The 21,788-nt window shown below is 75.0% G+C and carries 20 protein-coding genes and 1 pseudogene; 13 read left to right on the top strand and 8 right to left on the bottom strand.

Features of this window, described 5'->3' with window-relative positions; translation table 11 throughout:
* The first annotated feature begins 18 nt into the window (after positions 1–18).
* The 4 genes and pseudogenes from ABZ312_RS40905 to ABZ312_RS40890 form a co-directional block, all read left to right on the top strand.
* A complete protein-coding gene (locus ABZ312_RS40905; RefSeq protein ID WP_499515282.1) occupies positions 19–417 on the top strand; it encodes a 6-pyruvoyl trahydropterin synthase family protein in 399 nt (132 codons plus the stop codon).
* A complete protein-coding gene (locus ABZ312_RS40900; RefSeq protein WP_500323934.1) occupies positions 414–1,538 on the top strand; it encodes a glycosyltransferase family 4 protein in 1,125 nt (374 codons plus the stop codon). The genes ABZ312_RS40905 and ABZ312_RS40900 overlap by 4 nt, the downstream gene beginning before the upstream one ends.
* The gene (locus ABZ312_RS40895) at positions 1,535–2,416 is read left to right on the top strand and encodes a methyltransferase domain-containing protein (protein ID WP_500439888.1); all 882 of its coding nucleotides are present in this window, start codon (positions 1,535–1,537) and stop codon (positions 2,414–2,416) included. Before ABZ312_RS40900 ends, ABZ312_RS40895 begins: the two co-directional genes overlap by 4 nt.
* Positions 2,413–3,243 (top strand): annotated as a pseudogene (locus ABZ312_RS40890) (lysylphosphatidylglycerol synthase transmembrane domain-containing protein); the annotation flags it as partial. The gene ABZ312_RS40895 and the pseudogene ABZ312_RS40890, both read left to right, overlap by 4 nt.
* 107 nt (positions 3,244–3,350) lie before the next feature.
* On the opposite strand, the gene ABZ312_RS40885 reads toward ABZ312_RS40890, so the two are convergent.
* The 3 genes from ABZ312_RS40885 to ABZ312_RS40875 form a co-directional block, all read right to left on the bottom strand.
* Positions 3,351–3,860: a GNAT family N-acetyltransferase gene (locus ABZ312_RS40885; RefSeq protein WP_500323936.1), complete on the bottom strand. Its 510-nt coding sequence runs from the start codon at positions 3,858–3,860 to the stop codon at positions 3,351–3,353.
* Positions 3,861–4,370: 510 nt separating this feature from the next.
* A complete protein-coding gene (locus ABZ312_RS40880; RefSeq protein WP_500439887.1) occupies positions 4,371–5,822 on the bottom strand; it encodes an MDR family MFS transporter in 1,452 nt (483 codons plus the stop codon).
* A 142-nt stretch (positions 5,823–5,964) separates the two neighbouring features.
* Positions 5,965–6,741: an enoyl-CoA hydratase-related protein gene (locus ABZ312_RS40875; RefSeq protein ID WP_500323938.1), complete on the bottom strand. Its 777-nt coding sequence runs from the start codon at positions 6,739–6,741 to the stop codon at positions 5,965–5,967.
* 133 nt (positions 6,742–6,874) lie between these two features.
* Between ABZ312_RS40875 and ABZ312_RS40870 the strand changes: the two genes are divergently transcribed.
* Entirely contained in the window at positions 6,875–7,660 is a 786-nt protein-coding gene (locus ABZ312_RS40870) for a tyrosine-protein phosphatase (protein ID WP_500439886.1), read from the top strand.
* A gap of 91 nt (positions 7,661–7,751) precedes the next feature.
* Here ABZ312_RS40870 and ABZ312_RS40865 read toward each other — a convergent pair whose 3' ends face one another.
* Together ABZ312_RS40865 and ABZ312_RS40860 are read right to left on the bottom strand one after the other, a co-directional pair.
* The gene (locus tag ABZ312_RS40865; protein WP_500323940.1) at positions 7,752–8,408 is read right to left on the bottom strand and encodes a maleylpyruvate isomerase N-terminal domain-containing protein; all 657 of its coding nucleotides are present in this window, start codon (positions 8,406–8,408) and stop codon (positions 7,752–7,754) included.
* 101 nt (positions 8,409–8,509) lie between these two features.
* Entirely contained in the window at positions 8,510–9,469 is a 960-nt protein-coding gene (locus ABZ312_RS40860) for a LysR family transcriptional regulator (protein WP_500439885.1), read from the bottom strand.
* Positions 9,470–9,585: 116 nt separating this feature from the next.
* Between ABZ312_RS40860 and ABZ312_RS40855 the strand changes: the two genes are divergently transcribed.
* From ABZ312_RS40855 to ABZ312_RS40830, 6 genes are read left to right on the top strand one after another with little or no spacing between them, the layout of a single operon-like run.
* On the top strand, positions 9,586–10,458 hold the full coding sequence (locus tag ABZ312_RS40855; protein WP_500439884.1) for an FAD binding domain-containing protein: 873 nt from the start codon (positions 9,586–9,588) through the stop codon (positions 10,456–10,458).
* Position 10,459: 1 nt separating this feature from the next.
* Complete coding sequence (locus tag ABZ312_RS40850) at positions 10,460–10,981, top strand: (2Fe-2S)-binding protein (RefSeq protein WP_500323943.1); 522 nt, start codon at positions 10,460–10,462, stop codon at positions 10,979–10,981.
* Complete coding sequence (locus ABZ312_RS40845) at positions 10,978–13,350, top strand: aerobic carbon-monoxide dehydrogenase large subunit (RefSeq protein ID WP_500439883.1); 2,373 nt, start codon at positions 10,978–10,980, stop codon at positions 13,348–13,350. The genes ABZ312_RS40850 and ABZ312_RS40845 overlap by 4 nt, the downstream gene beginning before the upstream one ends.
* Positions 13,351–13,358: 8 nt before the next feature.
* Positions 13,359–14,318 carry an XdhC family protein gene (locus ABZ312_RS40840; protein WP_500358834.1) on the top strand — a complete coding sequence of 320 codons (960 nt, stop codon included), beginning with the start codon at positions 13,359–13,361 and terminating at the stop codon, positions 14,316–14,318.
* On the top strand, positions 14,308–15,207 hold the full coding sequence (locus tag ABZ312_RS40835) for an AAA family ATPase (protein WP_500439882.1): 900 nt from the start codon (positions 14,308–14,310) through the stop codon (positions 15,205–15,207). Before ABZ312_RS40840 ends, ABZ312_RS40835 begins: the two co-directional genes overlap by 11 nt.
* Before the next feature lie 34 nt (positions 15,208–15,241).
* Positions 15,242–16,408: a vWA domain-containing protein gene (locus tag ABZ312_RS40830; protein ID WP_500439881.1), complete on the top strand. Its 1,167-nt coding sequence runs from the start codon at positions 15,242–15,244 to the stop codon at positions 16,406–16,408.
* A 40-nt stretch (positions 16,409–16,448) separates the two neighbouring features.
* Here ABZ312_RS40830 and ABZ312_RS40825 read toward each other — a convergent pair whose 3' ends face one another.
* Together ABZ312_RS40825 and ABZ312_RS40820 are read right to left on the bottom strand one after the other, a co-directional pair.
* Positions 16,449–17,435: an NAD-dependent epimerase/dehydratase family protein gene (locus ABZ312_RS40825; RefSeq protein ID WP_500439880.1), complete on the bottom strand. Its 987-nt coding sequence runs from the start codon at positions 17,433–17,435 to the stop codon at positions 16,449–16,451.
* A gap of 33 nt (positions 17,436–17,468) precedes the next feature.
* Positions 17,469–18,188, bottom strand: coding sequence for a TetR/AcrR family transcriptional regulator (locus ABZ312_RS40820; RefSeq protein WP_500323949.1), 720 nt, complete (start codon positions 18,186–18,188; stop codon positions 17,469–17,471).
* A gap of 144 nt (positions 18,189–18,332) precedes the next feature.
* Here ABZ312_RS40820 and ABZ312_RS40815 point away from each other — a divergent pair, with 144 nt between their 5' ends.
* Positions 18,333–19,850 carry an APC family permease gene (locus ABZ312_RS40815; protein ID WP_500439879.1) on the top strand — a complete coding sequence of 506 codons (1,518 nt, stop codon included), beginning with the start codon at positions 18,333–18,335 and terminating at the stop codon, positions 19,848–19,850.
* A 69-nt stretch (positions 19,851–19,919) separates the two neighbouring features.
* Positions 19,920–21,572 carry an amidohydrolase gene (locus tag ABZ312_RS40810; protein ID WP_500439878.1) on the top strand — a complete coding sequence of 551 codons (1,653 nt, stop codon included), beginning with the start codon at positions 19,920–19,922 and terminating at the stop codon, positions 21,570–21,572.
* Between the two features lie 15 nt (positions 21,573–21,587).
* Here ABZ312_RS40810 and ABZ312_RS40805 read toward each other — a convergent pair.
* On the bottom strand, positions 21,588–21,788 hold a 201-nt coding region (locus tag ABZ312_RS40805), incomplete at its 5' end, for an AbrB/MazE/SpoVT family DNA-binding domain-containing protein (protein WP_500439877.1).

Below are 21,788 nucleotides of genomic sequence, written 5' to 3'. Positions count from 1 at the left end.
GGGGAAGGTTGTCCTCGCGTGTTCAGTATCACCGTCCGCGACCACGTCATGGTCGCCCACAGCTTCCGCGGCGAGGTCTTCGGACCCGCGCAGCGGTTGCACGGCGCCACGTTCCTGGTGGACGCGACGTTCCGCCGCCAGGAGCTCGACGCCGACAACATCGTCGTCGACATCGGCCTGGCGACCCAGGAACTGGGCGCGGTGCTCGCCGCGCTCAACTACCGCAACCTCGACGACGATCCGGACTTCGCCGGGATCAACACCTCCACCGAGTTCCTGGCGAAGGTCATCGCCGACCGGCTCGCCGACCGCGTGGCCGCGGGCAAGCTCGGCGAGGGCGCCCACGGCCTGACCGGCATCTCCGTCACGCTGCACGAGTCGCACGTCGCCTGGGCGAGCTACGAGCGTTCCCTGTGAGCACGCCCGCGCGCACGGCCGCCCCCGCTCCGGCGGGGGCGGCCCCCGCGTACGTCGTCCTCCCGGGCGACGTCGACGACGCCACCGCGCCCAGCGGCGGCAACGTCTACGACCGCCGCCTGAGCCAGACCCTCGCGGCGGCGGGCCGTCCGCTGCGGGAACTCCCCGTGCGGGGCACGTGGCCCCGTCCGGACACCGCCGCCCGCCAGGCCCTGGCCGGGGCGCTCGCATCGGTGCCGGACGGCGCCGTCGTCCTGCTCGACGGACTCGTGGCCTGCGGCGTCCCGGAGATCGTCGTCCCGCAGACGCGCCGGCTGCGCACCGCCGTCCTGGTGCACCTGCCCCTGGCCGACGAGACCGGCCTCGACCCCGCCGCGGCCCGCGCACTCGACGCCCTGGAGCGCGAGACCCTGCGGGCCGCCGCCGCGGTCGTCGCCACCAGCCCCTGGGCCGCCCGGCGCATCGCCGAGCGGCACGCGCTGCCCGCCGGCCGGGTCCACGTCGTCATCCCCGGCACCGATCCCGCGCCGCTCGCGCCCGGCACGCAGGAGGGCACCCGGCTGCTGTGCGTCGCCTCGCTGACCCCGCGCAAGGGCCACGACCTGCTGGCCGGGGCGCTCGCCGCCGTCGCCGACCTGACCTGGACCTGTCGCTGCGTGGGCCCGTTCGGCCGCGACCCCGAACACCTCGCACGCGTAACCGCGCTGATCGGCCGGCACGGCCTCGACGACCGCGTGCACCTCACCGGCCCGCTCACCGGCGAACCCCTCGCGGCCGAGTACGCCGCCGCCGACCTGCTCGTCCTGCCGTCCCGCGCCGAGACCTTCGGCATGGTCGTCACCGAGGCCCTGATGCGCGGCACACCCGTACTGGCCACCGCCGCCGGGGGAGTGCCCGACGCCCTCGGCCTGGCACCGGACGGCACACCGCCCGGCCTCCTCGTCCCCCCGGACGACACCACCGAACTCGCCGCGGCGCTCCGCCGCTGGCTCGACGACGCCGACCTGCGCGGCCGGCTGCGCACGGCGGCCCGCCGGCGGCGCGAGACGCTGCACGGCTGGGAGCACGCCGCGCGGCACATGGACGCGGTACTGGAACTGCTGCGGGAGGGAACCCGATGACCACGTCCGACACCGCCCCCTTCACACCGCACTGGCTCGCGCTGCGCGAGGACGCCGACGCCGCGGCCCGCGCCGCGGACCTGCTCGGCCCGCTCCGCGAGCACCTCGCGGGAGCGTCCCGCGGCACCGGCACCGGCACCGGCACCGGCACCGGCGCCGGCCCGCTCGTCGTCCGCGACCTCGGCTGCGGCACCGGCTCCATGGGCCGCTGGCTCAGCGGACGACTGCCCGGACCGCAGCACTGGATCCTGCACGACCACGACCCCGCCCTGCTCGACCTGGCCGCGGCGAGCCTTTCCGGCCTCACCGCGGGCGGCGGTCCCGTCACCGCCGAGACGCGCGAGGGCGACCTCACCCGGCTCACCCCCGCCGACCTCGCCGGGACCTCGCTGGTCACCGCCTCCGCGCTGCTGGACCTGCTCACCGCTGCCGAGATCGACGCCCTCGCCGCCACCTGCACCGCCGCAGGAGTGCCCGTGCTCCTCGGTCTCTCGGTGGTCGGCGAGGTCGAACTCGGGCCCGCCGACCCGCTCGACGCGGAGATCAGCGCCGCCTTCAACGCGCACCAGCGGCGCACGGCCGGCGGCCGCGCACTACTGGGCCCCGACGCCCTCGACGCAGCCGGCCGGGCGTTCACCCGGTACGGCGCCACCGTCACGACCCGTCCCAGCCCGTGGCGGCTCGGCGCGGACCGGTCCGCGCTCACCGCCGAGTGGCTGCGCGGCTGGGTGGGCGCCGCCGTCGAGCAGGAACCCGGCCTGGCCGCCCTTGCGGAGCCCTACCTGCGCCGACGGCTCGTAGACTGCGCGGCCGGGCGGCTGACCGCCGTCGTCGGCCACGGCGACCTGCTCGCCCTGCCCGGAGGTGACGCCCGGTGAGGCAACGACTGTGGGCCTGGCTGCGGCTGCTGATCGGCGCGGGCATCCTCGCCGCCCTCGTGTGGCGGCTCGGCACCGGCGCGTTCGTCGACGGCCTGCGGGTCGTCGACGGCCCCGCCGTCCTCGCGGCCCTCGCGATCGGCCTGTTCACCACCGTCACGAGCGCCTGGCGCTGGTGCCTGGTCGCCCGCCGGCTCGGCCTGCGGCTCCCGATGGCCCGGGCCGTGTCCGACTACTACCGGGCGCTGCTGCTCAACGCGGTGCTCCCGGCCGGCGTCCTCGGCGACGTCGACCGGGCGGTCCGCCACGGCAGGCACTCCGGCGACGTCGGCCGCGGCGTGCGCGCCGTCGTCCTGGAACGGGTGGGCGGGCAGGTCGTCGTCCTCGCGCTCGGCGCCGCCGTCCTGCTCACCCGACCCGCCCTGGTCACGGCCATCGCCGGGGACCTCGTGCCGGGCCGGGCCGCCGCGGAGGTCACGGCCGGCGTGCTCCTGGCCGTCGTGGTGCTCGGCGGATGGCTGCTGTGGCGGCGCGGCGCCAGGGGCCGGCGGGCCCTGGCCACCGGGCTGGCCGACGTCCGCAGCGGACTGCTCGCCCGCGGCACCTGGCCGGGCGTGGTCGCGCTGTCCGCGGCGGGATTCGCCGGCCACATCGCCCTGTTCGTGGTCGCGGCCCGCGTCGCGGGCTCGTCGGCACCGGTCACCACGCTCGTGCCGCCGCTCGTCCTGGCCCTGCTCGTGATGGGACTGCCCGTCAACATCGGCGGCTGGGGCCCGCGTGAGGCCGCCGCGACGCTCGCCTTCGGCGCGGCCGGGCTGGGCGCGACGCAGGGCCTTGCGACCGCCGTCGTCTACGGGGTGCTCACCCTCGTCTCCAGCCTCCCCGGGATCGCCGTGCTCGCCCTCCCCGGCCTGCGCGCGCTCGCCGCCCGCGTTCAGCCTGCGGAGGACGGCGCCGTGCCGTCCCCCAGGGCGCGGACGAACCGGAGCCCGGGGCGGCCTGCCAGCTCGACCGTGCCGGCTGACACGAACCCCGTACGGGTCAGCACCGTGCGGGAGCCCGCGTTGTCCAGCGTGGTGACCGCCCACAACGTCGTCAGCCCGTACTCCCCGGCCGCCAGGGCGCACACCTCGTGAACCGCGGCCGTGGCGAGCCCCCGCCCGGCCGCGCTCTCGGCGATCCGGTACCCCAGCTCCGCCGACCCGTCCGTCACGTCCACCACGTTGACCCGGCCCAGCACCTCGTCGTCCGCGCCGACCAGCACGTGGAAGTGGCAGGACCCGGCGTCCTGCTCGGCGAGCAGCGCCTGGTGCCGCGCGTCGAAGTACGCGAAGTAGTCGTCGCCCCGGTCCGGTATCGACGCGGCGAAGTACGCGCGGTTCGCCCGCTCGAACTCCAGGAGCGCGGTGGCGTGGTCGGCACGGAGACGTTCCAGGCGAGGCATGGGTCGATGTTAGGGCCTGACGCGGCGGCGGCATGTCGGGGCACTCGGCGTCGGCCGCCGGTCTGCGGGTGCCGCTGAGCCCTGTCGCACAGTCCCCCGGGCCTTCGGCCGGGGGTGCCCCCGGGCACCGGCCGGTGCCCGGCAGCGGGAGGACGCCGGCCGGTGCTCGGCCTTCCTTGCCCCTCGGCCTTCGGCGGAGGTGCTGCGTCGGCTGCTGGTTGCCGTGCTCGCGCACCCCGGAAGGCTGCACGTGGTCCCGGCCCGGTGCCCCGGAGCCGGAGGGCCGGGCCGTCGGTCCCGGGGACCGTGGCCCGCCCGCGCGCCCGGCGCGAGCTGTGACGGACCGGCACCCGGCGGCGGCCCGCAGGGCGGGCGCTGGAGCCGGCGCCCGGACGCCTTCCCGCCGTTGCCCGGAAGCCTGATCGGCGGTCAGGCGCCGCCGGTGCGCCGCGGGACGGTCCCGCACCGCGACGACACGGCGGCAGCCTGCGGGGCACCCGTGGCACGCGGTCAGGTGGCCGGCGAGGCGGCGGCGTCGGGGCGGGCGTGGCGGCCCGGGCGGGGGCTCTCGACGCGCAGGGCGTCCTTGTCGGAGACGAAGAGCGCGGCGACCGCCGAGATCAGGGCCAGGCCCGTGCAGAGTACGAAGCCGGCGTGGTACGCGCCCAGGTTGGCCGTCGTGGTGCCGCCCGCCGCCACGGTGGTGGTGCCGACCGCGGTGAGGAGCGTGGCGATGAGCGCGGTCCCGAAGGCACCGCCCAGCTGCCGCTGCATGTTGAACACGGTCGCCGCCCGCCCCGTCGAGGGAGGGGGGATCGTGGCGAAGGCGGCGTTCTGCGCCGACATCATCACGTGCCCGATGCAGTAGCCCAGGACGAACAGCACCCCGCGCAGCACCCACGGCGAGGTGGCCGTCGTGAACCCGGTCATCACCGCCACGCACACGCCCATGCCGGCCGAACCGCCCACCATGAGCCACCGCGGCCCGATCCGCCGGTACAGCCGCGGGGCGATCTGCGCGGCGGCCATCACGCCCACGGCCTCCGGCCAGGTGGCCAGGCCGCTCTCGAAGGCGTTGAAGCCCAGCGCCTCCTGGAGGAACATCGGGTAGAGCCACACCGTGCCGAGGAAGACCGCGCTGAGCGGGAACATCACGACGGTGTTCGCGCGGAACAGCCGGTCCCGGAAGAGCTCCAGGTCCAGCATCGGCATCGTGATCCGCCGTTCCACCAGCACCATCGCGCCCAGCGCCGCGAGCCCCACGAGCAGCGGCACGAGGATGCCCGCGGTGCCCCAGCCGTCCTTGGCGCCGTTGGTCAGCGCGTACAGCGTCAGCGACAGCCCGCCGCCGGCCAGGAGGAAGCCGACGAGGTCGAAGCGGCCGGGCCGCTCCAGCCGGTAGTCCGGCAGGAAGAGCAGACCGAAGACCACGGCCGCGGCGCCGAACGGCAGGTTGACCAGGAAGACCCAGTGCCAGGACACGGCGTCGCACAGCCAGCCGCCCAGCACCGGGCCCACGGCCGGGGCGATCGCGGTGGGCACCATCAGCGCGCGCTGCGCCTTGATCCGTTCCGCGGGCGGGTACGCCCGGAACAGCATGGTCTGGCCGACCGGGACCAGCAGACCGCCGCCGGCGCCCTGCAGGATCCGGTAGAGGGTGAGCTGTTCGAGGCTGGTCGACATCGCGCACAGCGCGGATGCCGCGGTGAAGGCGACCAGCGCGGCGAGGAACACCCTGCGGGTGCCGTACCGGTCGGACAGCCAGCCGGCGACGGGGATGAAGACCGCCAGGCTGACCAGGTAGCCGATGTTGACGCCGCCCAGCCCGGAGGCCGGCACGCCGAAGTCCTCACCGATGGCCGGTACGGCGACGTTGACGATGGTGGTGTCCATGATCGCCATGAACAGCGCGGCGACGAACACCACGGCGACCGCGGTGGTCGGCGGAATCCTGCGTGCCAAAAGGAAGCTCCTCGCTCGGGGGCGCCTCCTGCGCGGCGGACCGCGTCCGGACGACACCGGTCACGGCTTCCAGATAAGCCCGGTCCCCGGCGTGGCGCACGCCGGAGTCACCCGCGTGCGTGTATCCGCCGGTTACCGGGGCTCAGCGGCCGGTCCAGCGGGGCGGGCGCCGGTCCAGGAACGCCGCGACGCCCTCGTGCCGGTCCTCGGAGGCCATCACGGTGCGGGTCGCCTCCTCCGTGGCCCGCCAGCCGGGTCCGTCGGAGCCGGACAGCCATGCGTCCATCGCCACCAGGCTCGCCTGGACCGCGACCGGTGCGTTCTCGCAGACGCGCGCGGCGAGTTCGAGCGCGCCCGCGAGCGCCCCGCCCTCAGCGGTGACCCGGTTGACCAGCCCGGCGGCGTGCGCCCGCGCGGCGTCGACGGGGTCGCCGGTCAGCACCATCTCCCTGGCCAGGTTGACGGGCAGCGCGCGTGGGCCGCGGAACAGCCCCGCACACGTGGGCACCAGGCCGAGCCGGACCTCCGGCAGCCCGAAACGGGCGGTCGCCGCGGCCACCACCAGGTCGCAGGCGAGGACCAGTTCCATCCCGCCGCCCAGGGCGGCGCCCTCGACGGCGGCGACCAGCGGCTTGCGCCGGTGACGGCGGATCAGCCCGTACTCGCCGCCGCGCTCGGTGACGTAGTCGCCGATGGCGTTCAGATCGCTGCCCGCACTGAAGACCCCGCCGGAGCCGGTGAGCACCCCGGCCCACAGCTCCGGGTCGTCCTCCAGGGTGTTGAACGCCGCGTCGAGCGCCTCGGCCAGGTGCCGGTCCACGGCGTTGCGCTTGTGCGCACGGCACATCCGGACCACCAGGACGCGGCCGTGCCGCTCCGTCCGCACCGACGGCTCCACGGGCGGCTCGAGCTGGGCCATGGCGGGCACCTCCGGTCGGTGGTCGGCGGGGAGTCCCCGGGATCAGGTGACGATATCCCCGGGGCGGCGGTCGCCGGTGGACCGGGGCGGCCGCGCACGGCACGATGGCCAGGGGCTTTACGAGGAGGGCGCCTTGGAGACGACGCGGGACGGAGCGACCGGTGAGACGCCGCGCTGGCTCGAGCTGGCGGAGGTGGACAACATCCGCGACCTCGGCGGTCTGCCGGTGCGGGGCGGGGGCACGACCCGGCGCGGTGTGGTGTTCCGGGCCAGCACCCTCCAGGAGGCCACGGCCGACGACGTCGAACTGCTGCTCGGCCGCTACGGGCTGCGTACCGTGCTCGACCTGCGCGGCCCGGACGAGGCGGCCCGCGAGGGGCACGGCCTGCTCGCGGACGCCGCGGTGCGCCGGATGAACCTGCCGGTCAGCCGGGTACGCGCGCTGGTCACCGACGCCGTCCCGGCGACGACCGCGGACGACGGCGACGCGACCGGCTTCTACCTCGGACTGCTCGACGGCAGCGGGGAGTCGCTGGTCGCCGCGGCGCGCGTCGTCGCCGACACCGACCAGCACGCCGTCGTCTTCCACTGCGCCGTCGGCAAGGACCGCACCGGTGTCCTCGCGGCCCTCCTGCTCGACGCGGTGGGCGTGCCCGCCCCCGCCATCGCCGCCGACTACGCGCTCACCGCACAGCGCGTCGTCCGCATCCGCGCCCGCCTGGCCCGCTTCCCGTCCTACCGTGACCTGCCCGCCGTGGAGCACGCCTTCATGGCCTCGGAACCGCGCGTCATGCACCGCTTCCTGGACGTCCTGCGCACCGGGCACGGCGGTGCGGGCCCCTGGCTGCGCGACCGCGGCCTGACGGCGGCGGAACTCACCCGTCTGAAGGAAGTCCTGGTCACCCCGGCCCCGCACTGACCGCTGCCGTTCGTGCGGGCGCGCCCCGGTTCCGGGGTGCCGCGGTGTGGGTCCGGTGGGGGCCGAGCGCGGTCGTGCCCTCGGGCACGGCCTATGCCCGGGGCGTGCCGTCCCAGCGCCACGACGTGGGACGAGGGTGTCCGGGCAGGTCGGCGCGTCCGGTGGCCCACAAGAGGGTGGACCAGGAATCCGTGGACGACGGCGCGTGCGGAAACAGCCGGGCGAGCACCCGGGAGCACAGATCGGCAGGCGGGCTCCATACGAGATCGAGCCCTTGTGCCAGGTCGTGCGTGTGCACAAGCGTCTCCACGATCCCCATCGCGGCGAACCCCTCGGGGTCCGAGACGCCGAAGACGTGGTGAGCGCGGGTCTGCGGTGGCGTCGTGCGCACCATGGCGACCAGCAGCGCCCCGCTCGCTTCCAGGACCTGCAGCAGACCGGCGGGCCCCGCCGCGCGGTTCGCGTGAATCGCGTTCGCCGGGCCGCCGGGCCGCCGGCTCTCCCATACGAAGGGCACCTCGCCGTCCAAGGGCGGTGTCCTGGGGCCCAGTTGTGCCGCGTAGGCGAAGAGGTCGTCGCTGAGGTGCTCGACGGTCTCCCAGCAGTCCCATTCCAGCGAACCGGCCTTGCCCTCCCAAGCAGCCGGGGGCGCCTCGCGGAGGACCGCCACCGCGAGCTGCACGGCGAGGTCGAGGTCGTCCGCGGTGACGGGTGACCGGGAGGGGCCGGCATCGGCTGATCGGGACATGGCAGGAGCGTACCGCGGCCGAAAGGCCCCTCCCATGGGTCACCGGCCCCCCCCCGGACCTGGGCCGGTCCGGGAGTCCGCGCCGCATGCCCGGGGCGGGGTCAGGCGGTGGGCCAGAGCGTGACGTGGATGGCGGGGCGGAAGCGGGACGGGGTGATGCCGGTGCCGGGGGCGCCCATGATGCGGGTGGCGACGGCGGTGTGGAGGAAGTGGAGGAAGACGTCGGTCGCGGGGGAGCGGAAGCCGGGGGGCAGGACGGTGGCGTACCAGGTGGCGTCCGCCGGGGTGGCCGGGGTGTCGAGGAGGCGCAGCTCGTCGCGCCGCAGGCGCGGGGTGACCAGGTGCGCCACCGCGGGCGCCACGCCCGCGCCCTCCGCGGCGGCGTCCCAGGCCGCGGTCTGGTGCGGGAAGACCCGGACGCGGGGTTCCGGCACCCGCAGCCTGCGCAGCAGGCGGCCCGTGTCGGCGCCGGGGTCGGTGCCGGAGGCGTCGACCAGCCACGTCCAGCGGGACGGCGGTCCCGCCGGCCGGGGTGCCCGGGGTCCGGTCACCGCGACCAGCAGGGCCCGGAAGACGGGCTCGCCGATCAGCCCTCCGCCGCGCACCGCACCCAGGTCGGGGCCGAGTGCCACATCGGCCAGGCGGTGCTCCACCAGCGCCCGCATCTCGCTCGTGGTGGCGGCGCCGAAGGACGTGTCGATGCGGCGGCCCGTCCGTTCGGCGAAGGCCTCCGTCAGTGACGGCAGCACGAACTCCGCGAGCGTGCCCGCGGCCACCACACGCAGTTCGTCGGGCCCGCCCTGCGCCGCCCGCACCGCGGCCTCCGCGTCCGCGCTCAGCGCGACCATGCGCGAGGCGACCGGGAGCAGCCGCGCGCCCGCGGGGGTGAGCCGCATCCCGCCGCCCGGCGCCCGCCGGATCAAGGGGTCGCCGAAGTGCGCGCGCAGCGCGCCGAGCGACTGCGACACGGCGGACTCGCTCACGTTCAGCGTCCGCGCCGCGGCGGTGACCGAACCGAGCCGGGCCACCAGCACGAAGGTGCTGAGCTGTGTCACGGTCACCCTTCGATTTTCTCCCTTTCACCCCGATAAGTGAAGCCTTATCGGCCCATTGCACCGGCGCGGCGGCGAGGCGCAGCATCGCGGCACAGGGGGAACGCCCGGACCAGGAGGGCGCCATGCAGGTTCCGGCCACGTTCCAGTACGCGCGGGCGACCGGCGTCGAGCACGCCATCGAGCTGCTCACCCGGTACGGGCCCGAGGCCCGCGTGGTGGCGGGCGGGCACAGCCTGCTGCCGATGATGAAGCTGCGGCTCGCCCAGCCGGAGGCGCTGATCGACATCAACGGCCTCGACGAGCTGACCCGCATCCGGGTGGACGGCGGTGAACTGGCCGTCGGCGCCATGGTCCGCCACGCCGACCTGCTGGCCTCGGCCGTGGTCGGCGAGCACTTCCCCGTCCTGCGCGACGCGGAGCGGATGATCGCCGACCCGCTCGTGCGCAACCGCGGCACGGTCGGCGGCTCGCTGTGCCAGGCCGATCCGTCCGAGGACCTGTCCGCCGCGTTCTGCGCGCTGCGCGCGACCCTGGTAGCCCAGGGGCCGGACGGCCGGCGGGCCGTGCCGGTGCGGGAGTTCTTCATCGGCCCGTACGAGACCGTCCTCGGCGAGGCGGAGCTGCTGCTGGAGATCAGGGTGCCGATCCGCTCGCACGCCAGCGCCTACCGCAAGGTGGAGCGCCGAGCCGGTGACTGGGCGGTCGCCGCCGCGGCCGCGGTCCTGGAACTGTCGGCGGGCCTGGTTACCGAGGCGGGCATCGGGCTGACCGCCGTCGGTGCGCCCCGGTTCGTCGCCGAGGAGGCCGAGCGGTACCTGCGCGGGGGACCGCCGGGCGAGGAGCGGTTCACCGAGGCCGGCCGGATCGCGGGGGAGGAGTGCCGACCCTCCGCCGACCAGCGCGGCCCCGTCGACTACAAGCGGCACCTCGCCGCCGAGCTCACCGTGCGGGCGCTGCGCGCCGCGGCCGCCCGCGCCCACGGGCAGGAGGCCTGACATGCAGATCACGGTCACCGTGAACGGCGAGCGGTACACCCGGGACGTCGAACCCCGGCTGCTGCTCGTGCACTTCCTCCGCGACGAGCTGGGCCTCACCGGCACCCACTGGGGCTGCGACACCTCCAACTGCGGGGTCTGCGCCGTCTGGCTGGACGGCGCGCCCGTCAAGTCCTGCACGGTGCTGGCGGTGATGGCCGACGGCCACGAGGTCCGCACCGTCGAGGGCCTGGCCGACGGGGCGGAACTCGACCCCGTCCAGCAGGGGTTCGTCGCCTGCCACGGACTGCAGTGCGGCTTCTGCACCCCCGGCATGATGATGACCGCCCGCTGGCTGCTCGACCACGACCCCGACCCCTCCGAGGAGGACATCCGGGAGGCCATCTCCGGCCAGATGTGCCGCTGCACCGGCTACGAGAACATCGTGCGCGCCATCCGCTGGGCCGCCGAGCAGGGCCGCACCGCGCGACCCGCCGAAGGGACGGCGCAGGAGGCCTCCGGCCGTGAGGAGGTGCGGACATGACCACCACCGGGGAGCGGCCGGTCGGCTTCGGGCGGATGACCCGCAAGGAGGACGCCCGCTTCGTCCGCGGCCACGGCACCTACGTCGACGACGTACGGCTGCCCGGCATGCTCTACGGCGCCGTCCTGCGCAGCCCGCTGGCGCACGCGCGGATCGTGTCCGTCGACACCTCCGCCGCCGAGGCGCACCCGAAGGTCAAGGCCGTGATCACCGGACGGACCCTGGCCGGTCTGGGACTTGCCTGGATGCCGACCCTTTCGTACGACACCCAGGCGGTGCTCGCCACCGACAAGGTGCGCTTCCAGGGGCAGGAGGTCGCCTTCGTCGTCGCCGAGGACCGCTACGCGGCCCGCGACGCCCTCGAGCTGATCGACGTCGAGTACGACCCGCTGCCGCCCGTCGTCGACGCCCGCAGGGCGCTCGACCCCGACGCGCCGCTGATCCGCGACGACAAGGAGGGCCAGACCGACAACCACGTCTTCGACTGGTCCGCGGGCGACAAGGAGCGCACCGACGAGGTGTTCGCCCGCGCCGACCTCGTCGTCACGCAGGACATGCTCTACCCCCGGGTGCACCCCGCCCCGCTGGAGACCTGCGGCACCGTCGCCGACATGGACGCCGTCACCGGCAAGCTCACCGTGTGGTCCACCACCCAGGCCCCGCACGCGCACCGCACCCTGTACGCCATGGTGTCCGGCATCCCCGAGCACAAGATCCGCATCATCTCCCCGGACATCGGCGGCGGCTTCGGCAACAAGGTCGGCATCTACCCCGGGTACGTGTGCGCGGTCGTCGGCTCCCTCGTCACCGGAAAGCCCGTCAAGTGGATGGAGGACCGCTCGGAGAACCTGATGAGCACCTCCTTCGCCCGCGACTACCACATGCACGGGGAGATGGCGGCGGCCTCGGACGGGCGGATCCTGGGCCTGCGCGTGAAGGTCGTCGCCGACCACGGCGCCTTCAACGCCACCGCCCAGCCCACCCATTTCCCCGCCGGCTTCTTCGGCGTCTTCACCGGCTCGTACGACATCGAGGCGGCGCACTGCGAGGTCACCGGCGTCTACACCAACAAGGCGCCGGGCGGCGTCGCCTACGCCTGCTCCTTCCGCGTCACCGAGGCCGTCTACCTCGTGGAGCGCATGGTCGACGTGCTCGCGGCCGAACTCGGCACCGACCCCGCCGAACTGCGGATGCGCAACCTGCTGCGGCCCGAGCAGTTCCCGTACCGGAACAAGACCGGCTGGGAGTACGACTCCGGTGACTACCCACGGGCCCTGCGGCTCGCGATGGACCTCGCGCACTACGACGACCTGCGCCGCGAGCAGGCCGACCGGCGCGGGCGCGGCGAACTCATGGGCATCGGCGTCAGCTTCTTCACCGAGGCCGTCGGCGCGGGCCCGCGGCGGCACATGGACATCCTGGGCCTCGGCATGGCCGACGGCGCGGAACTGCGCTTCCACCCCACCGGCAAGGCCGTGCTGCGGATCTCCGTGCAGACCCAGGGGCAGGGCCACGAGACGACGTTCGCGCAGATCGTCGCCGAGGAACTGGGCATCCCGCCCGAGGACATCGAGGTGGTGCACGGCGACACCGACCAGACGCCCTTCGGGCTCGGCACCTACGGTTCCCGCTCGACCCCCGTGTCCGGCGCGGCCGCCGCGCTGGTCGCCCGCAAGGTCCGCGAACGGGCCCGGCTGGTCGCCTCGGCGATGCTCGAGGTCAGCCCGGACGACCTGGAGTGGACCAAGGGCCGCTGGTTCGTCACCGGCGACCCCGACCAGGGCCGCACGATGGCCGAGATCGCGCTCGCCGCGCACTCCAGCCTCGAACTGCCCGAAGGCGTGGAGGGACACCTGGATGCGACCTGCGTCTACAACCCGCCCAACCTCACCTTCCCCTTCGGTGCCTACATTTGCGTCGCCGACGTCGACGCCGGCACCGGGCAGGTCAAGGTGCGGCGCTTCATCGCGGTGGACGACTGCGGCAACCGCATCAACCCCATGATCGTCGAGGGGCAGGTGCACGGCGGCCTGGCCGACGGGCTCGGCATGGCGCTCATGCAGGTGATCGCCTTCGACGAGGACGGCAACTGCCTCGGCGGGTCCTTCATGGACTACCTGCTGCCCACCTCCGTCGAATGCCCCTCCTGGGAGCTCGGCGAGACCGTCACCCCGTCGCCGCACCACCCGATCGGCGCCAAGGGCGTCGGGGAGTCCGCCACCGTGGGTTCGCCCGCCGCCGTCGTCAACGCCGTCGTCGACGCCCTGCGACCGCTCGGGGTACGCCACATCGACATGCCCCTGACCCCGGCGGCGGTCTGGCGGGCCGCACGGGGACGGCCGTTCCGCAGCGACCTGGCGATCACCTGAGGCCCCCGATGACGAGTACGGAACTGCTCAACCGCGCGGACCAACTGCGGCACGGCCGCACCCCGTTCGTCCTCGCCACGGTCGTCCGCGCGCAGCGCCCCACCAGCGCCAAGCCCGGCGACAGCGCGCTGGTGCTGCCCGACGGCACCGTGGAGGGCTTCGTCGGCGGCGTCTGCGCCGAGTCGACCGTGCAACTGCAGGGGCTGCGCCTGCTGGAGACCGGGGAGTCGGTGCTGCTGCGGATCACCCCCGGCGGCGCGGAGGGCGCGGCCGAGCGCGGGGCGGACGGGGGCGGGGCGGAAGGCGAGGGCCTGGTCACCGTCGACAACCCGTGCCAGTCCGGCGGGACCCTCGACATCTTCCTGGAGGCCCATCTGCCCCCCCTGCTGGTGCACGTGCTGGGCCACGCGCCGATCGCCCGCTCCCTGCTCGACGTCGGCCGGGCCCTCGGCTACGACGCCAGGCCCGCGGAACCCGGGACCCCGCTGCCCGGCGACCTGGACGCCGTCGTGATCGCCTCGCACGGCCGTGACGAGGAGGCCTCGCTGGCCGCGGCGGTGCGCGCGGGGGTCCCGTACGTCGGGCTCGTCGCCAGCCCCCGGCGCGGTGCCGCCGTCCTCGCCGGGCTCGGGCTGACGCCGCAGGAGCGGGCCCGCGTCCACACCCCGGCGGGGCTGGACATCGGGGCCCGGACCCCGGCGGAGATCGCCGTGTCGGTGTACGCCGAGGTCATCGCGGTACGACCGCGCCCCGCCGCCCGCCCTGGCGGCCACCCCGGCGCGGGCGAGCCCGCGGCGTCCCCGCGGCCCGTCGCGGAGGCCGTGGATCCGGTGTGCGGCATGACCGTCGCCGTCACCCCCGGCACCGTCGCGCTGACGGGGCAGGGCGGCGGAGCCGTCTACTTCTGCGGCCCCGGCTGCCGGCACGCCTACACCGACGACCCCACCCGCTACGCACATGCCTCCTGACCCCGACGCCCTCGTCCCCGACGTCCCCGCCCTGCGCGCCCGGCTCGACGCCGCCGACTACCTCGCCGACGACGCGCTCGCCACGGCCCTGCTGCTCGCCGTCCGCATGCGCCAGCCGATCCTGCTCGAGGGCGAACCGGGCGTCGGCAAGACCGAGGCGGCCCGCGCCCTGGCCACCGTCCTCGACACCCCGCTGATCCGCCTCCAGTGCTACGAGGGGCTGTCCGCCGCGGAGGCGCTGTACGAGTGGAACTACCCGCGCCAACTGCTCGCGATCCGGCTCGCCGAGTCCCGGGGCGAACCCCTGCGCGACGCCGACCTGTTCACCGAGGACTTCCTGATGCCGCGGCCCCTGCTCGCCGCCATCACCCATCCGGGGCCGCGGCCGGCGGTCCTGCTGGTCGACGAGGTGGACCGCGCCGACGACGAGTTCGAGGCCTTCCTGCTGGAGCTGCTGGCCGACGCCGCCGTCACCGTCCCCGAGCTCGGCACGCGCACCGCCACGCTGCCGCCCGTCGCCGTCCTGACCTCCAACCGCACCCGTGACCTGCACGACGCGCTGAAGCGGCGCTGCCTCTACCACTGGATCGAGTACCCGGACACGGAGCGCGTCGCCGCCGTCATCCGGCGCCGCGTCCCCGGCGCGGGGGAGTGGCTGGCTTCCCGCGTGGCCGGCGCGGTGGACCGGCTGCGCGCCGACCACCGGCTCACCAAGCCGCCCGGCATCGCCGAGGCCGTCGACTGGGCGGCCGCGCTGCGTGCGCTGGGTCTCACCTCGTTCGACGCGGACGCGGCCGACCGCACCCTCGGCGCGGTCCTCAAGTACGCCGAGGACCTCGCCGCGGTCCGCGCCGACGGTCTCGCGCACCTGGTGGACAGCGATGCATGAGCCCGGAGGCGATGCAAGTAATGCGAGGGTCGAGATGGCTCCGGTACCAGGGCTGGCGGAGGTGGTGGCCGCGCTCGGCGAGGCCCTGCGGCGGGCGGGGATACCGGTGGGACCGGACAGGGCCGCGCGGTTCGCGCGGGCGGTGACCGTGCTGGCTCCGGTGACGACGCCGCAGTTGCGGCACTGTGCCCTGGCCACGCTGGTGGCGGACCCGGAGCAGATCCCGGCGTTCGACGCCGTGTTCCGGAAGGTGTTCGGCGGTGAGGGTCCCGGGCACCCGGTCGCACGGGGGCAGCGGGGCGACCCGCCGCGGTCGCCCGCCGGGGCCGGCCGTGCCGCCCCACGGCGTGGTGCCGGGCGGCCCGCGGAGGACACCCCGGGGCGGGCGCGCGAGGTCGGGGCACCGACCACGGCCAGCCCCGCCGACCGGCTCGCCACCCGGGATTTCGCGGAGCTGACCGAGGACGAGCTCGCCCTCCTGGCCCGGGCGATGCGCGCGATCGTGCTGAACACCCCGCTCCGTCCGTCCCGCAGGCGCCGGCCCGCGCACCACGGAGACCGCATCGACCTGCGCCGCACCCTCGCCGCCGGGCGCCGCACGGGCGGGTACCCGCTGCGGCTGCGCCGCTTCGTGCCGCGGCCCCGCCGCCGCGGCCTGGTCGTCCTCTGCGACATCTCGGGGTCGATGGAGCCGTACGCCCGGGCGATGCTGCAGCTGCTCTACTGCGCGTCGCGCGGCGCGCGGGCCGAGGTCTTCACGTTCGCCACCCGGCTCACCCGGCTGACCCCCGTCCTGCGGCGGCCCGGCCTGCCCTCCGACGCGCTGGCGCGCGCCGGGCGTACGGCGCCGGACTGGTCGGGGGGCACGCGGATCGCGGCGTGCCTGGGGGAGTTCAACGAACGGTACGGACGCCGTGGCATGGCCCGCGGCGCCGTCGTGGTGATCGTCTCGGACGGCTGGGACACCGGCGACCCCGCCGTCCTCGCCCGGCACATGGCGGCGCTCGCCCGGGTGGCCTTCCGTGTCGTGTGGGTCAACCCTCGTACCGCCAGCCCCCGTTACCGTCCGCTCGTGGGCGGTATGGCCGCGGCGCTGCCGTACTGTGACGCCGTGGTCAGCGCCCATGACCTGGCGGCCCTGGGCGACTTCGCCGCCGCGCTGTCCGCGCCGGGGCGTCGTCGCGGCGCGGGGCAGGCGTGACGCAGGGCTGTGCACGGGTGCCGGTGCCGGGCGGTGGGACTCAACCGCCCAGCACCTTGGCCTCCTTCTCCGGGGCGAGGCCCACGGTGGGCCGGTCGGGGCGCTGGGGTGCCGTGCCGCCCAGCGAGCGCAGCCACTCCCAGGTGTCGGCGACGGTCTCGGCGACGGGGCGGCAGCGCAGTCCGGTGGCGAGGGCACGGGAGACGTCGGCGGTGTGGAGCGTGTCGTAGAGCTCGCCCGGGGGGAGCCAGACCGGCAGTTCGGTCCAGGGCTCGATGCCCGCGGCCAGGACCGTCTCCGGGTCCGTCCAGCGCAGTTCGGCGTCGGAGCCGGTCACCGCGGCGCAGGCGGCCAGGAGTTCGCCGGTGGTGGTGTGCCCGGGCGGGCTGACGAGGTTGTAGGCGCCGCCGAGGCCGGATTCCGCGGCGTCCAGGATCCATGCGGCGAGGTCGCGGGCGTCGACGTACTGCAGGGCGAGGTCGCGGGGGCCGGGGGCGAGGACGGGGCCGCCGCGGGCGATGCGGGTGAGCCACCAGGGGAGGCGGCCGATGTTCTCGTAGGGGCCGAGGATGAGGCCGGCGCGGGCCAGCAGGGCGTGGTCGCCGAAGGACTCGGTCGCGGCGAGTTCGCCGCCGCGCTTGGCGCGTGCGTAGTCGACGTCGGGTCCGTCGCCGGGGGAGGCGTCCACGACGGGTCCGTCCTCGTCGAGTCCGGCGGGGGCGGGGTAGGTGTAGACGGAGCGGCTGGAGACGTAGGCGTACGTCCGGGCGCGGCCGGCCAGGAGGCGGGCGGTGTCCCGTACGGCGGCCGGTGCGCCGGACCAGGTGTCGACGACGGCGTCCCACTCGCCGTGCGCGAGGGCGGCGAGGCCGCCTTCGGTGCCGCGTTCCCCGAGCAGCACGGTGGCGCCGGGCGGTGCTTGGTGCCGGCCGCGGTGGAACACCGTGACCTCCCAGCCCCGCTCGAGCGCGTCCTCGACGACGGCGCGTCCCACGAATTCGGTTCCACCCAGGGTCAGCAGCTTCATACCGGCCACTGTGCCCCGCGGTGCGGCCGGGCGTCAGCGATCACGCTGTGGGCGCAATCGTGCGGCGAGGGCGGTGAGCATGAGGTCGACGGCGGTGCCGAAGGAGCTGCCGGCCATCAGGTGCAGGTGGCCGCGGACGGCGGACAGTGCGGGGAAGGCCTGTGGGTCGACCGTCGCGGAGCGGTACTCCTGGGTCCAGGCGCGCCGGTCGGCCTCGCGCTGGGCGCGCGGCAGCGCGAGGTGGGCGGCGTCGAGGGCGGCGTGGCCGAGGACGGTGTCGATGAACGCCAGGTAGAGGGGGACGGCGCTGTCGGGTGCGAAGCCCGCCCGCAGCAGGATGCCGATGCCCGCCTCCACGGCGCGGAACTCGTGTTCGCGGCGGGTGATCCGGTACGAGGCCATGGCGGCGGCGCGGGGGTGCGCGAGGTATCCGTCGCGGACCCGTACGGCCATGTCGCGCAGGGAGGCCTGCCAGTCGTCGCCGGGAGTGAAGCCGTCCATGGCGTCGCCGATGATGCGGTCGGCGACGGCGAGCAGCAGGTCGTCGGTGTTGTGGAAGTAGCGGTAGACCGCGCTGGGGTCGCAGCCGAGGGCCGCGCCGAGGCGGCGGACGCTCAGTGCCTCGGGGCCGTGTTCGCCGATGAGGCGCAGGGCGGTGTCGACGATGAGCGGGGCGGACAGCAGGACGCCCGAGCGGGTGGGGCGGCGGCGCTTGCGTTCCCGGGGGACGCGGTCGCCGGTGGCGGCGGTCATGGGCGGGCCCTTCTGTCGGCGTCGCGCACAGTGAAGGGGCCCGGCAGCCTTATGTCAACACCATTGACGGTAGGTGAACGCGGGTTGTTTCATCACAACCCCGCGCGGCTCTTCCCCGTCCGTCCTCCCTCAGAGGAGCCACAGATGTCGACCACCGGACCCGCCTCCGCCCCCGGACCCGCCAGATCCCCCGCCCAGTTGCGCCGTTCGCTGGGTGTCGTCGACGGCGTCGCCATCGCCGCCTCCAGCACTGCGGCCACCACCAGCATCGGCGTCGGCATGGGCGCGCTGGCCGCGACCGTCGGACTGCAGGCGCCGGTGGTGCTGCTGCTGGCGTTCCTGCCCGTGCTCGGCATCGCGACCGCGTACGCCCGGCTCAACCGCTCCGAGCCGAACTGCGGCAACGGCTACACGTGGGTCGGCGCGACCCTGGGACCGTGGCCCGGTTTCCTGACCGGCTGGGTGACCCTCGCCGGTTCCGTGGTCTTCATGGCGTACACCAGCGCCATCACCGGCTCGGTGATCCTGGCGTTCGCGAACAAGGCGGGGCTCACCGAGGTCGCGGGGCTCGCCCTGGACCCGGGGTCGACCGCGGTGAGCACCGTGCTGGGCCTGGTGGTCCTCACCGGTGTCACCGTCCTGGCCGTCACGGGGGTGCGGGGCGCGACCCGGCTGCAGGCGGGGTTGCTGGTCTTCGAGTACGCCGTCCTCCTCGTCTTCTGCGGCCTGGCGTTCCTGCGCGGGGGTCACGCGGTGCGGGCGTCCTGGTTCGACCCGTTCGCCGTGCACGACGGCACGGCCTTCGCCCAGGGCCTGGTGCTCGCGGTGTTCTTCTTCTGGGGCTGGGACGCGGCGTTCAGCGTCAACGAGGAGACCCGTGACGTCGGTGACTCCGCGCGCGGCGGCACGATCGCCCTGGTCGCGATGCTCGGCATGTTCCTCTTCGCCTCCGTGGCCTTCCAGCGTGAGATGAGCCTGCCGGAGCTGATCGAGAACGGCCCGCAGGCGCTGCCTTACCTCGGTGCGAAGCTCGCCGGCGAGCCGTGGGCGAGCCTGCCGCTGCTCGCGCTGATGTTCTCGGCCGTGGCCTCCGTGCAGTCCTCGGTGATCCCCACCGCCCGCGGCATGCTGGCCATGGGACGGGACCGCACGATGGGGCCCGTCTGGACCCGGATCCACCCGCGCTTCGGTACGCCCGCCGTGGGCACCGTCCTGGTGATGGCGGTCGCCGCCGTCATCGCCCTGCTGGCGATGGCCATCCCGCGGCTCAACGACATGCTGCTGGCGGCGGTCAACTCCGTCGGGCTGCTCGTGGCCCTCTACTACGGCCTGACCGCGGTCGCCTGCGCGGTCCGTTTCCGTGGCGCGCTGCGGGCCGGGGCCCGCGAGGCGCTGCTGTCCGTGGTGGTGCCCGGCCTGTCGGGCGCGGTGCTCCTGGGCGCCGGCTGCTACCTCGGCCACTCGTACGCCACGATGAGCGACCACTTCGAACTCAGCCCCGGCAACGGCTGGTTCATGCTCGCGCTGCCCGGCGGGATCGTCCTGGCCGGCCTGGTGATGGCCGCCTGCGCCAAGTACCTGCGACGCTCTCCCTACTTCGCCACCGGCCGCGGCACGGACGCGGACGCCCTGACCCTGCCGATGGACCGTACGACCGTCTGACGCACTGCCCGAAGCCCCGACCCCGAAGCCCAAGCCCCCCCCGCGACCCCTGCCCCTGGAGCGCACGCGATGTCCCACCCGCACGCCGACCTCGTCCTCACCGGCGGCCCGGTGCACACCGTCGACCCCGTCCTCGGCCGGGCCACCTCGGTGGCGGTGCGCGACGGCCGCATCGTCGCCGTCGGCCACGACGAGGTACGGGAGCTGATCGGGCCCGGCACCGAGGTCGTGGACCTGGCCGGGAAGATGCTGCTGCCCGGTTTCCAGGACGCCCACGTCCACCCGCTCGGCGCCGGCATCGAGCTGGGCCAGTGCCATCTCGCGGAGGCCCACGAGGCGCGGGAGTACCTGCGGCTCGTCCGCGCGTACGCCGACCGGCATCCCGGCGCCGAGTGGATCACCGGCGGTGGCTGGTCGCTGGACGCCTTCCCCGGCGGCACCCCCACCGCCGCGCTCCTGGACGGTGTGGTCGCCGACCGTCCGGTCTTCCTGCCCAACCGGGACCACCACGGGGCCTGGGTCAACTCCCGTGCCCTGGAACTCGCCGGGATCACCCGGGACACCCCCGACCCCGCGGACGGCCGCATCGAGCGCGACGCCGACGGCAACCCCACCGGGATGCTCCAGGAGGGCGCCCTCCACCTCGTCGGCCGGCTCCTGCCGCCGGTCACCCCGGGCGAGCGGACCGCCGCGCTGCTGCGTGCGCAGCGCGTGCTGCACTCCCTGGGTGTCACCGCCTGGCAGGACGCCATCGTCGGCGACTACGCGAACATGACCGACCCGGTGTCCGCCTACCACGCCCTGATCGCCGACGGGCTGCTCACCGCGCGCGTCGTGGGTGCCCTGTGGTGGGACCGGGCGCGCGGCGCCGAGCAGATCCCCGAACTCCTCGAACGGCGGGCCGCCGTGAGCCGGGGCCGCTTCCGCGCGACCAGCGTCAAGATCATGCAGGACGGCATCGCGGAGAACGGGACGGCGGCGCTGCTCGGCCCCTACCTCACCGCCTGCGGTTGCGCCTGCGCCAACAGCGGCATCAGTTTCGTGGACCCGGCGGCGCTGGCGAAGCACGTCACCGAACTGGACGCGCTCGGCTTCCAGGTGCACTTCCACGCCCTCGGCGACCGGGCCGTCCGTGAGGCGCTGGACGCGGTGGCGGCGGCCCGTTCGGCCAACGGCTTCCGCGACACGCGGCACCACCTCGCCCATCTGCAGGTCGTCCACCCGGACGACGTCGGCCGCTTCCGAGCGCTGGGCGCCGCCGCGAACGTCCAGGCGCTGTGGGCCGCCCACGAGCCGCAGATGGACGAACTCACGCTGCCGTTCCTCGGTCCCGAACGGGCCGCCCGGCAGTACCCGTTCGGTGATCTGCTCCGCTCCGGCGTGACGCTCGCCGCCGGCAGCGACTGGCCGGTCAGCAGCCCCGACCCGTTCCAGGCCCTGCACGTCGCGGTCAACCGCCGCACCCCGGACGCCCCGGACGGCACCCCCGTCTTCCTGCCGGAGCAGCGCGTCGACCTGGCCGCCGCCATCGCCGCCTACACCGCGGGGAGCGCGTACGTGAACCACCTCGATGACACCGGCACGCTCACCCCGGGCAAGCTCGCCGACCTCGTCGTCCTCGACCGCGACCCCTTCGCCGGGCCGCCCGCGGAGATCGCCGCGACGCGGGTACTGCAGACCTTCGTGGGTGGCGAGCGGGTCTACGCGGCGCAGGACGCGTAGGCGCCCGCGGGCCGGTCAGTCCTCCGCAGCGTGGTCGGGGCGGACGGCGATGTGGTCGGGTTCGAGTTCGAGCATGACGCGGTTGCGGATGTCGAGGGCGTGGGTGTAGTCGCGGGGGAGCTGGAGGCGTCCGGAGCGGTCGACGGTGGCGTACTCGCTGGCGTGGACGGTGGTGCGGCCTTCGTCGTCGACGCTGGTGCGGCGGACGACTTCGGA

It is taken from the genome of Streptomyces sp. NPDC006207 (genome assembly GCF_040613835.1).
Classification (GTDB): Bacteria; Actinomycetota; Actinomycetes; order Streptomycetales; family Streptomycetaceae; genus Actinacidiphila.
Note: the sequence above shows the minus strand (reverse complement) of the source record. Positions and strands in the feature narration are given on the sequence as shown.

Excerpts from the sequence above, each read along its gene's own strand:
- ABZ312_RS40835 (WP_500439882.1), top strand. The coding sequence starts at position 14,308 with ATGCCTCCTGACCCCGACGCCCTCGTCCCCGACGTCCCCGCCCTGCGC.
- ABZ312_RS40830 (WP_500439881.1), top strand. The coding sequence starts at position 15,242 with ATGGCTCCGGTACCAGGGCTGGCGGAGGTGGTGGCCGCGCTCGGCGAG.
- ABZ312_RS40865 (WP_500323940.1), bottom strand. The coding sequence starts at position 8,408 with ATGTCCCGATCAGCCGATGCCGGCCCCTCCCGGTCACCCGTCACCGCG.
- ABZ312_RS40855 (WP_500439884.1), top strand. The coding sequence starts at position 9,586 with ATGCAGGTTCCGGCCACGTTCCAGTACGCGCGGGCGACCGGCGTCGAG.
- ABZ312_RS40885 (WP_500323936.1), bottom strand. The coding sequence starts at position 3,860 with ATGCCTCGCCTGGAACGTCTCCGTGCCGACCACGCCACCGCGCTCCTG.
- ABZ312_RS40850 (WP_500323943.1), top strand. The coding sequence starts at position 10,460 with ATGCAGATCACGGTCACCGTGAACGGCGAGCGGTACACCCGGGACGTC.
- ABZ312_RS40815 (WP_500439879.1), top strand. The coding sequence starts at position 18,333 with ATGTCGACCACCGGACCCGCCTCCGCCCCCGGACCCGCCAGATCCCCC.
- ABZ312_RS40810 (WP_500439878.1), top strand. The coding sequence starts at position 19,920 with ATGTCCCACCCGCACGCCGACCTCGTCCTCACCGGCGGCCCGGTGCAC.
- ABZ312_RS40895 (WP_500439888.1), top strand. The coding sequence starts at position 1,535 with ATGACCACGTCCGACACCGCCCCCTTCACACCGCACTGGCTCGCGCTG.
- ABZ312_RS40825 (WP_500439880.1), bottom strand. The coding sequence starts at position 17,435 with ATGAAGCTGCTGACCCTGGGTGGAACCGAATTCGTGGGACGCGCCGTC.
- ABZ312_RS40845 (WP_500439883.1), top strand. The coding sequence starts at position 10,978 with ATGACCACCACCGGGGAGCGGCCGGTCGGCTTCGGGCGGATGACCCGC.
- ABZ312_RS40875 (WP_500323938.1), bottom strand. The coding sequence starts at position 6,741 with ATGGCCCAGCTCGAGCCGCCCGTGGAGCCGTCGGTGCGGACGGAGCGG.
- ABZ312_RS40840 (WP_500358834.1), top strand. The coding sequence starts at position 13,359 with ATGACGAGTACGGAACTGCTCAACCGCGCGGACCAACTGCGGCACGGC.
- ABZ312_RS40820 (WP_500323949.1), bottom strand. The coding sequence starts at position 18,188 with ATGACCGCCGCCACCGGCGACCGCGTCCCCCGGGAACGCAAGCGCCGC.